Origin of the sequence: Nucisporomicrobium flavum (assembly GCF_016464385.1) — a bacterium.
In the GTDB taxonomy this organism is placed as follows: domain Bacteria; phylum Actinomycetota; class Actinomycetes; order Mycobacteriales; family Micromonosporaceae; genus Actinoplanes; species Actinoplanes flavus_A.
The window spans coordinates 1-8,680 of record NZ_JADMLH010000035.1; the positions used below are offsets into that span (position 1 = coordinate 1).

12 protein-coding genes are annotated in these 8,680 nt (G+C 68.0%); 5 read left to right on the plus strand and 7 right to left on the minus strand.

What is annotated here, in order from left to right:
• Positions 1-214: 214 nt before the first annotated feature.
• On the minus strand, positions 215-580 hold the full coding sequence (locus tag IT780_RS40680) for a CPCC family cysteine-rich protein (protein ID WP_307831667.1): 366 nt from the start codon (positions 578-580) through the stop codon (positions 215-217).
• A 307-nt stretch (positions 581-887) separates the two neighbouring features.
• Here IT780_RS40680 and IT780_RS40685 point away from each other — a divergent pair, with 307 nt between their 5' ends.
• The 3 genes from IT780_RS40685 to IT780_RS40695 all read left to right on the plus strand — a co-directional run bounded on the left by IT780_RS40685 (position 888) and on the right by IT780_RS40695 (position 2,500).
• Positions 888-1,481 carry a hypothetical protein gene (locus IT780_RS40685; RefSeq protein WP_199517246.1) on the plus strand — a complete coding sequence of 198 codons (594 nt, stop codon included), beginning with the start codon at positions 888-890 and terminating at the stop codon, positions 1,479-1,481.
• Positions 1,482-1,562: 81 nt separating this feature from the next.
• Positions 1,563-2,018, plus strand: coding sequence for a hypothetical protein (locus IT780_RS40690; protein WP_233414351.1), 456 nt, complete (start codon positions 1,563-1,565; stop codon positions 2,016-2,018).
• 167 nt (positions 2,019-2,185) lie between these two features.
• Positions 2,186-2,500 (plus strand): hypothetical protein, encoded by a 315-nt coding sequence (locus tag IT780_RS40695; protein ID WP_199517247.1) that lies wholly within the window; start codon positions 2,186-2,188, stop codon positions 2,498-2,500.
• A gap of 144 nt (positions 2,501-2,644) precedes the next feature.
• Here IT780_RS40695 and IT780_RS40700 read toward each other — a convergent pair whose 3' ends face one another.
• A complete protein-coding gene (locus IT780_RS40700) occupies positions 2,645-3,481 on the minus strand; it encodes an NAD(P)H-binding protein (protein WP_199517248.1) in 837 nt (278 codons plus the stop codon).
• A gap of 107 nt (positions 3,482-3,588) precedes the next feature.
• On the opposite strand from IT780_RS40700, the gene IT780_RS40705 reads away from it, so the two are divergent.
• Complete coding sequence (locus tag IT780_RS40705) at positions 3,589-3,948, plus strand: winged helix-turn-helix transcriptional regulator (protein WP_199517249.1); 360 nt, start codon at positions 3,589-3,591, stop codon at positions 3,946-3,948.
• A 220-nt stretch (positions 3,949-4,168) separates the two neighbouring features.
• On the opposite strand, the gene IT780_RS40710 is transcribed toward IT780_RS40705, so the two are convergent.
• The 3 genes from IT780_RS40710 to IT780_RS40720 form a co-directional block, all read right to left on the minus strand.
• Positions 4,169-5,107 (minus strand): MerR family transcriptional regulator, encoded by a 939-nt coding sequence (locus IT780_RS40710; RefSeq protein ID WP_199517250.1) that lies wholly within the window; start codon positions 5,105-5,107, stop codon positions 4,169-4,171.
• 176 nt (positions 5,108-5,283) lie between these two features.
• Positions 5,284-6,291: a cellulose binding domain-containing protein gene (locus IT780_RS40715; protein ID WP_199517251.1), complete on the minus strand. Its 1,008-nt coding sequence runs from the start codon at positions 6,289-6,291 to the stop codon at positions 5,284-5,286.
• 82 nt (positions 6,292-6,373) lie between these two features.
• On the minus strand, positions 6,374-6,838 hold the full coding sequence (locus IT780_RS40720; RefSeq protein WP_199517252.1) for a cupin domain-containing protein: 465 nt from the start codon (positions 6,836-6,838) through the stop codon (positions 6,374-6,376).
• Positions 6,839-6,940: 102 nt separating this feature from the next.
• Here IT780_RS40720 and IT780_RS40725 point away from each other — a divergent pair, with 102 nt between their 5' ends.
• Positions 6,941-7,444: a cupin domain-containing protein gene (locus IT780_RS40725; protein ID WP_199517253.1), complete on the plus strand. Its 504-nt coding sequence runs from the start codon at positions 6,941-6,943 to the stop codon at positions 7,442-7,444.
• A gap of 25 nt (positions 7,445-7,469) precedes the next feature.
• Here IT780_RS40725 and IT780_RS40730 read toward each other — a convergent pair whose 3' ends face one another.
• Both IT780_RS40730 and IT780_RS40735 read right to left on the minus strand, forming a co-directional pair.
• On the minus strand, positions 7,470-8,015 hold the full coding sequence (locus tag IT780_RS40730) for a YciI family protein (RefSeq protein WP_199517254.1): 546 nt from the start codon (positions 8,013-8,015) through the stop codon (positions 7,470-7,472).
• A 14-nt stretch (positions 8,016-8,029) separates the two neighbouring features.
• Positions 8,030-8,611 carry a DUF305 domain-containing protein gene (locus IT780_RS40735; RefSeq protein ID WP_199517255.1) on the minus strand — a complete coding sequence of 194 codons (582 nt, stop codon included), beginning with the start codon at positions 8,609-8,611 and terminating at the stop codon, positions 8,030-8,032.
• Positions 8,612-8,680 lie beyond the last annotated feature (69 nt).

An 8,680-nucleotide genomic window follows, 5' to 3' on the forward strand; every position in this document is an offset into this window, starting at 1 on the left:
CCACGGGACACGCCGCTACCGTTACTCACGAACGTCCTCCTCCTGCGATGGGACACCAAGCCCGCAAGCGCATCAGGAGGACGTTCTTACGTCCTGCATCAACACGCAGAACGTCTTTCTATGCCGCCGGCCGTGCGTGCCACGTTGGAGGTGCAGTCACGCAGCGTAGACGTCAACTGACCGTCCGGCGCATGCTCATGCCGAGAGGAGTGCATCAAACCGCATCCGAGGGCGGCAGGTGCGGTTGCGCCACTCCACCTCCTTGAACGAATCTCATGCGCGCCTGGTCCAAGCTTTCGGAACCGTTAGGGCCACCACGAACGACGTGGCTGTCGTGGTTGTCCTGGCCATCGTCCTCCCACCCGCACTCGTCGCAGATTTCGTATGCACCTCGCTCGGCCAAGGTCGCGTGGCCGCAGCACGGGCAGGTGTAGGGAGCGTCGCGTTGTGGCGCGACTACGTTCTTCTGGGAGGTGTAAGCCGCGAACCACTCCGTTCGCCGGCGGATGAGCTCGTCATCGGACAGCGACGGATCGTCGTTCGGACCACGAGTTACTGGACGTCCTGACATGTCACTCATCTTCCAGCCCACGAACGCTTCCAGGATGCGAGCCTGAACATCCGAATCTGCCGCCGACCGTGGGCGGAACCGAAGCAGCTGTCAGGCCAAGTTCTGCAGGGATGGACGGCATATCTGCACAGCGGGGCTGGGCCTCGGCCGCCGGCCTCTGCCGCTTTGCCGTTGTCATGACCTACCGACGGTCGCCGCCCGCATCCGGCTCTGCCCGAACCGTACGAAGTCAGACCACGTAGTGTCGGTATCGCCTCAGCCTCGACAGTCTCGGCGCCAGGCATCGTTCCGGTCGACGTCGTTGAGGCAGGCGAGCATGGGCACTGACATCGCCGGTGCGGTGGAAGTCCGCCCGCATGGTCCGGGCTCGTCCTGGGTCTTGACCGACGTCAGTCTGGACGACCTGCCTCGCCACTACGACGCCTACGGTCTGTTGTTCGGCGTAAGGAACTTCGCCGGGTTCGACGCGGTTGCCCCTGGCCGTGGTTTACCAGACGACGCCAGTCCGGAGCTTTTCGGGTCGAAACTCTCAGCGGGCGAACATGACCACACGTGGGTGTCATGGACGGAGCTGGCTCGCATCGATTGGAGCGCGCAAGCGCCTCGTGTCGACGATCGGATTCACGAGTACAAGGTGACAGCCGAAGGGATGCTCTTCGTCGGCAAAGCCGGCCACCACGGAAGCGCCTGGCGTGCAGTGGCCGGCGAGTCTGCCGATCCCAGGGGCAGCAGCTACACGGAGGGAACGGAGTGGCGTGCCGACGATCGGATTTGGCGGGTAGAGCGTCTCTCCCAGGGTGACGTGTTGCGGTCCGACCCGCAGTTGCGCGAGCTGTTCGACACGATGCGCGATCTCGCCGAGCGATACGGTGGCGACAACGTACGACTCATTGTCTGGTTCGACAGCTAGTGCGGCCGGGTTCACCGCGGCAGACCTCCTCATCTGCCGCTGATCGTGCGCGCAGGCCTCCGACCCGCCCAGAGTTCGGTCATGGCGCCTGCTCTGGCACGCTACGAGCGTGAAGCCTGGACGCCGACTGATACGGGCCTGTGCGCGATGCCGATGATTCAACCGGCCGATGACGACTTCCGCATCTGTCAGATCAGCTTCAAGACGCTGCTCCATATCCAACTGGAGGCGGAGCGGCTGGGCTTGGCGACTCGGTGGTCTTCGGCGGACGCGCTGCGCAGCCAGGTCAGGGAGGATGCCGTCGTCCTGCAATCGCTGATGCGTGAAGAGCGCCAAGGTGCTGTACGCAGCTATCGATGCTTGGTGTTGTTCGCCATGGCCGGCGGCAGTGCGTCCGGCGGCCTCGCCACGATCGATGTTGCTCCCGCGAGGTACGAATCGTTGCAGCGGCTCGATCAGGAGCCGGAGGTCTCGCAGGCGTTTTTCCGGCTTTTCACGCTCGCAACCGGTGGGATCTCAATGGTTTGCAAGCTATAGCGGCCCGGATACAGCAACGTCACCGTGGTCGGCATGCGCGCCCCGCGGGGCCGCAACGGCTGTGCCGTGTGACTGAAGATGGCGCTCGTCATGCAGGTGCACGGCGCTTCGTGAGGATCCGGCCCCTGCCTGCAGTCGCCGATGACCGTTGCTGGATTATCGTCCGCATGGCCGTGCTCGTGGAGATCCATGTTCCGATGACCGACGACGTCGAATGGATCGATGACATCGGGGACTATCTCATCGACCTGGAAGACGAACTTGGGCTTGAGGAGTATGACGACGGCGAGCAGTACGGCGAGGTCTACATCTTCTTCATCGCCGGGGCCAGCGAGAAGACGCTGCTGGCAGCGGCATCCAGGGTGGCCACCCGGAAGGGAGTGCCCGAGGGTGCGTTCGCCATGGTCACCGACACCAATGCGCCACAGTTCGGTATGGGACGCCGGGTGAACCTGCCGGTAGGACGCTCCACCGGCTCGTAGCTCCGAGCAACCGTCTGCTCCCGCTGTCACCGTGCTGCGGCGGCCTGCCGTGACCCTGCCGGGGCCTTCTCGCACACGCCCATGCCGATGACCGGACGGCCGATCAAGCCGGCCGGTCATCAGTCGCCGGGGTGGTTCGACGGGTCAGCGGAAGGCGGCGATGGTGCGCGCGGCCCACTCGGCGAAGGGCCGCGGGGGTCGGCCCAGCACCTGCGTCACGTCGGGGCTGATTCGTTGCTCGCGTCCGGTCGGCGCGCCGAGGATCGCCAGTGTGCCGTCGACCACCGGCGGCGGCATGAATGCCAGCATCTGTCGGCGGGCCTCGTCCGGCGATTGCTCGACGAAGCGGATCGGCTCGCCGAGTGCGGCGGCGAGTTCGGCAGTGCGCTGGCGTGGCGTGCTCAGCGCCGGGCCGGTCAGCTCATACGTGTGACCGTCGTGGCCGCCCTGGAGGGCCATGGCGGCCACCTCGGCGATGTCGTCAGGGTCGACCACTGGCAGGCCGACGTCACCGAAGGGTGCGGCGACCATCCGGCCGGACCGGACCGAGTCGGCCCAGGCGAAGGCGTTGGAGGCGAACCCGCCGGGGCGCAGGATCGTCCAGCCGAGGCTCGACTGGCGTACCTGTTCCTCGATGGCGTGCAGGGGGGCGTGTGACGCCGACCCCGGCCGGGTGCCGACGGCTTGTGAGGATTGCAGCACGATCCGTTTCACCCCGGCCATAGCGGCCACTTTGAGGATCTCGGGCCCGTCGAGGTTCGCGCCGGCGCCTTCGACCAGGAGATACATGGCGTCGGCGCCGGCGAGTGCCGGACTCAGGCTCTCCGGGTTCTCGAGGTCGGCGCGGTGGTAACGAACTCCGTCCGGCACGGCGACCGGGCGTCGTCCACGCGACACCGCCGTGACCGCAGCACCCGACCTCGTCAGGATCGACAACAGCGTCCGGCCGACGTTCCCGGTGGCTCCTGTTACGACAAACATGTCCCGTCTCCCGTTCAACCGCGTCGCTCGCGCGGTCGAAAAAGACGCTAGTAGCCTGCGTATAGTAGGTACCTAGGAGATAGTGTCAGCTTTGTGGCGGAGGGCACATGCAACGCTCAGCGGACCCCGAGATCGCGTGCCCGGTCGCACCGGTCGTCGATATCGTGTTCAGTCGGTGGACAACCCCGATCCTGTGGGCTCTGCACGAGCACGGCCGGCAGCGATTCGTGGAGCTGGAGCGCCGGCTGACCAGCATCACACCGAAGGTCCTCACGCAGCGGCTCCGTCAGCTGGAACGCGACGGGCTCGTGGCGCGCACCTACTACGCCGAGGTGCCACCCCGGGTCGAGTACGAGATCACCGAGTTGGGCGCCAGCCTCGGTCCGCTCTTCGCTCACCTGGCCACCTGGGCCGACGCCCACCTCCCCGCGGTGCAGCAGGCACGAAGCGCCTACGACGCCAGATGACCCCGCTCGCCGTCCTCTCGTAGCCGGCCACCGTCCAACGCCTGCGGCGTGCCGAGCCCATCCTGCTCATCGCGATGATCTCCACCGCAACACCGGGCGCACTGTCCGGCACCTACTCCACACCCCCGCGAACCATCTGGGCTGAACATCACGGCCACTCGGTGCCGTCAACGTCCGGTCGTGCCGATGAGCGGACAGGTGGGTGACGAAACGGGACTGGTCAGGGTTTCCGGTGGTGTCGAAGTGACTGAATGAACCAGTCGAAGACCGGTGCGAGCGACGGTCCGGTCGGCCACCCATTGATGACGGAGATGAGCCGCCAGTACCGCTCGACTCGTGGGTCGTTGGCGATTTCCAGCCGGGCCAGCAGGTCGGCGCGGTACTCGGGACTGTCGGTTCTCCCGAACGTACGGGCGTAGCAGGTGACGAGTCCAGTGACTATCACGGCGGCTGCTGCCGATGGTGGTTGGATTCCGGCCGTGATGGCTGCCGTCACACGGTCGCGGATGTGGTTGGTCAGTTCGTGGTGCAGTCCTGTCCGGTCCCCGGCGGCGCGTTCGGACGCCTGATGCTCCGCCATCCGGCGGATGCCGGCTCTGAAGCCGGCGTCCTGGACGAGTTCGGCCAGTTCGATCCACCCCTCGACCTGCTCGGCGGTCGGTTCGTCGGGCAGGTTCGGCATAGTGGAGCGCAGGAGCTCGACCAGCTCGGGGTTGGCGTCGACGGTGCCGAACGTGCTGTCTATGAAGTCGTGGATGAGCCGGTGACGTTCGGCTTCGGACAGCTGCACGATGCGGTGCATGAGTTCCATCTCTTTCGGGCTGTAGTCCCGCTTCGCCACCAGGCGCAGGACCGCCCGGCGTACCCGTAGGACCTGGATCTGCACGTCGAGCGCATCGGCATGGATGGCGGCCGCCTGCGACATGGTGATGTCCTCGGCGAGCACCCGGCGGATAGTGACCAGGTCGAGGCCGAGGTCACGCAACGTGCGAATCAGTTCCAGGCGGGTGATCGCGGTCAGGTCGTAGCGCCGGTGGTTCGCGGGACTGCGGTGGGTGGGCGGCAGAACGCCGGCGTCGGAGTAGAACCGGATCGTGCGCACCGGCAAGCCGGTACGCCGGGCCAGGTCTCCGATCGAGTACAGCGTTCCCTCGTCCACGCCGGTCAGCCTCCTACCTCCAGTAGATGGAGATGCAAGTGTGCTGACCCTCTCCGTTCTCGTCCCGGACCATCAGGAAGGCATGCAGGAGCGGCCTACCTGGCAGCTGCGCGGCTCACCCTCATGCGTTGAGCGAGCCTGGGGCCGGGGCGCCCACGATGGGACGCCCCAGCGGGTCAGGCGAGGGTGCAGGCCGTACCGTTCAGCGCTGCGGTTGTGGCCGGCGCGTTGCTCTTCGCGTACGTGCCGACCAGGCCGAGCGTGAGGTCGGCTCCTGGCTGGATCGTCGCGTTCCAGGTTTCGTTGGTCACCGTCACCGTGGAGCCGGACTGGGCCCACTTCGCGGCCCACGACGAGGTGACGCGCTGGTCGCCACCCAGGGACAAGACGAGGGACCAGCCGTTGACCGCCGTGGTCGCGGTGTTGGTCAGCTTCACCTCGGTGACGAAACCGCCCGGCCACTCACTTGTCGTCTTGTAGGCGACCTTGCACTGGGTGGCCGGCGGGGTCGGGGGCGTGGCGGTCGTGGACACCTGGTTGGAGGCGATCGACAGGTTGCCGGCCGCGTCGTGGGCCCGTACGTAGTAGCGGATCATGCCGGTCTGGGTGCTCAGGATCGGCGCGGTGAACGACGTGCCGGTCGTGGTGCCGAGATACCGGGACACGTACCAGCCGTCGAACAGGTAGACGTAGTAGCCGGTCAGCTCCACGTCGTCGGTGGACGCCGTCCAGGTCAGCTGCGCGCCGGCCGGGCTGACGCCGGTCAGGGTGAGGTTGCCGGGGGCGGTCGGCGCGGTCATGTCGCCGGTGGTGTTCGCCGGGGTGACCACGACGAGTGTGTTGCTCGCCGTCGAGGAGTGGCCGTCGGCGTCGATGGCCTGGACGTTGAACTGGTACTGGCCGTTCGGACCGATGCCGGACGTGACGGTGGCGGTGGTGACGTCGCCGACGCGCTGGCTGTAGCCGACGTCGCCGAAGGCGGGCCAGTAGGTGAGCGAGTAAGCGACGGGACCGCCGGGGGGAGCGGTCCAGGCGACGGTCACCGAGGTCGGGCTGATGGAGGTGACGTGGAGGTCGGTGGGCGCGGATGGCGCCGCCGCCGCTGCGGCACGGTCGGCGACCAGGAACAGCGCGCCGGCGGAGAGCAGGACGGCCAGGAATGCACGGAAACGGTACGTGAGCATCTCACGACCGTCCGGCATTCCATAGACGACTGTCAACCCGTTGAAGGGTCATACCCGACGGGGCGGCACGCGCGGGGCAAGTTCAGAGGCTGTCGGTTTCGTATCGGCCGCGTAGCTCCGCGAGCAGGTCGACGGTGAGTTCGGTGCCGGCGGCCACTGCGGCATGGACGTCACGGAAGTACTGCTCATAGCCCGGAGGGGTGTACATGCAGAGGGCTCGGACCGGCGTGTCCTCGCTCGCATTGCGGAAGCCATGCACCGAGCCCCGGCATGCCGCCGCCAGGTCCGAAGGGCCGAGCACGATCTCGCCACTCCCGGTTGTCACCGTCAGCTGACCCGACAGGACGTAGAAATACTCGTCGTGGCCTCGGTGGATATGCGGCCGGGCACCCAACGTGGCCGGCGGCACGGTGAATTCCTCAAGGCCGAAGCGGCCGTCGGTGTGCTCGCCGGTCAGCTTGAAGAGATGCAGTACTCCGGCCGCTGGTATGGGCTCGCCGTCCGCGGCCCGTACCACCACGGCGGGCCTCGAGGAGGAATTCGTCATGCAGCGAGTCTTCCAAACGCTGACGAGGTACCAGCGTACGGAACTGGTACCGCTCGCCGAATTCGGTGGCCGGCGTCCTCCGCGATGCGGTAGGCACGTCGCATGACGACATCGGAGCCGCCGCCGCTGACCGTGGTGCAGCCGGGCGGCGGACGCGTGGGCAGTCTCGGCGACATCGGCGTGCACTTCAAACTCTGGGGCGAGGACACCGGCGGCGCGTTCGCGATCGTCGAGCACCCGTTCCCGGTCGGCGCACTGGTGGCGCCGCACCGGCACACGCGCGAGGACGAGTACTCGATCGTCACGCAGGGCGAGATCGGCTTCCGGTCGGATGACCGGGAGGTCGTGCTCGGCCCCGGCGGCTACATCACCAAGCCGCGCGGCGAGCTGCACGCGATGTGGAACGCCGGCGCCGCCCCCGCCCGGATGATCGAGATCATCACGCCGGCCGGTTTCGAGCACTTCTTCCGAGAGGTCGCGGAGCTGATCGCGGCCGGGCCGGCGGCGGCCGGGGAGGGCGGCGACCTGGCGGAGCGCTACGGCCTGGAGTTCGGCGAGCCGGAGTGGTTGCCGGAGATCGTGGAACGCTTCGGGCTGACGACCTGAGAACGTGTGCAAGGTCCCCAGGGCCTCACTGCCGTCCGCCGAACGCCCAGCTGTGCACCTCGACCTCGGCGTACACGGCCGGGTCCAGGACAGCGCGCGCCTCGTCCGGGTCTGATGCTCGCAGCAGCACCGCCGTACCGATCCAGGTGGCCCCGTCGTCGGACAGCAGCGGCCCGTACGCGATCAGCTCGTCCCTGTCGGCCGGGCCGGCGAGCTCGCCGGCGCCGATTCCGAGGCCGAGCACCAGATAGCGGTTGCCACCGTCGCGGCCTCCGGGGAAGTCCCACATGGTCCTGCCGAGCAGGTTGCGCCAGCGGCGCAGCTGCACGTCCCGGTACACCCCGGCTTGATAGCCGGGCTCGTCGAAGGCGAACGCGCGGGCCGCGGCGGGGTCGGGCAGGTCGACGATGTGCACGCTACCGGTGGGCGTATCGCCGTCGTCCGCGAAGGTCGGGCCGCGGGCGATCATCTGTTGGGCGTACCGGTCCATGTAGGACCAGTGTTCCTCCAGCAGCTCGTCGCGCAGTGCCGAGGAACCTCGCCGGTCCCGGTGGTAGCAGAAGAATTCCATGCCACAAGTCTGCGTCAGAGCAGCGCGCGCATCGCGTCGTTCTCGGCGGTCTGCTCGTTGATGACGTGCTTCGCCATCCCGTGGGTGTAGACGTTGCGCCCGTCGCCGTCGAGCAGTGAGCGGGCCATCGTGATCGCGCCGGTGTGGTGCTCGATCATCAGCCGCAGGAACATCCGGCTCGCCTGCGGCCCGGGCGCGGCGTCGAGCCCTCGCAGCTGGGCGTCGGTCAGCATCCCGTCCGAGCCGCCGGCGTGGGCGTGGCCCGCGTGCGCCCCTCCCCACGCGTCGAGCCAGGCGTTCGTCTCGTCGATCTCGCGCTGCTGGTCGTGGGCGATGAAGTCGGCGATCAGCCGTACCCGTTCCGGCACGCCCGGCTTGGCGACCAGCGCCCGGCTCATCCGGACGGCCTGCTCGTGGTGCGCCACCATCATCCGGGCGAACTCGAGGTCGGCGGTGCTGGGCGCCGCGACGGTCGCGGCGGCAGCCGCGGCGACGGGCTGCCTCGGGTGCTCGGCCCGGCCCCGGACGGCGAACGTCAGGACGGCGAGCGCGGTGGCGGCCAGCACGAGCGCGGCGGCGAGGCGGCGCAAGGGCACGGGTGGTCCTTTCAGGGACGGCGGCCGGCCCCGGCGGGGGTGCGGGGCCGCCGCCCGGGGCCGGTATGC

Bases quoted from the DNA above. Each gene is read 5' to 3' on its own strand.
- IT780_RS40680 (WP_307831667.1), bottom strand. From the start codon at position 580: ATGAGTGACATGTCAGGACGTCCAGTAACTCGTGGTCCGAACGACGAT.
- IT780_RS40685 (WP_199517246.1), top strand. From the start codon at position 888: ATGGGCACTGACATCGCCGGTGCGGTGGAAGTCCGCCCGCATGGTCCG.
- IT780_RS40690 (WP_233414351.1), top strand. From the start codon at position 1,563: ATGGCGCCTGCTCTGGCACGCTACGAGCGTGAAGCCTGGACGCCGACT.
- IT780_RS40695 (WP_199517247.1), top strand. From the start codon at position 2,186: ATGGCCGTGCTCGTGGAGATCCATGTTCCGATGACCGACGACGTCGAA.
- IT780_RS40700 (WP_199517248.1), bottom strand. From the start codon at position 3,481: ATGTTTGTCGTAACAGGAGCCACCGGGAACGTCGGCCGGACGCTGTTG.
- IT780_RS40705 (WP_199517249.1), top strand. From the start codon at position 3,589: ATGCAACGCTCAGCGGACCCCGAGATCGCGTGCCCGGTCGCACCGGTC.
- IT780_RS40715 (WP_199517251.1), bottom strand. From the start codon at position 6,291: ATGCTCACGTACCGTTTCCGTGCATTCCTGGCCGTCCTGCTCTCCGCC.
- IT780_RS40720 (WP_199517252.1), bottom strand. From the start codon at position 6,838: ATGACGAATTCCTCCTCGAGGCCCGCCGTGGTGGTACGGGCCGCGGAC.
- IT780_RS40725 (WP_199517253.1), top strand. From the start codon at position 6,941: ATGACGACATCGGAGCCGCCGCCGCTGACCGTGGTGCAGCCGGGCGGC.
- IT780_RS40730 (WP_199517254.1), bottom strand. From the start codon at position 8,015: ATGGAATTCTTCTGCTACCACCGGGACCGGCGAGGTTCCTCGGCACTG.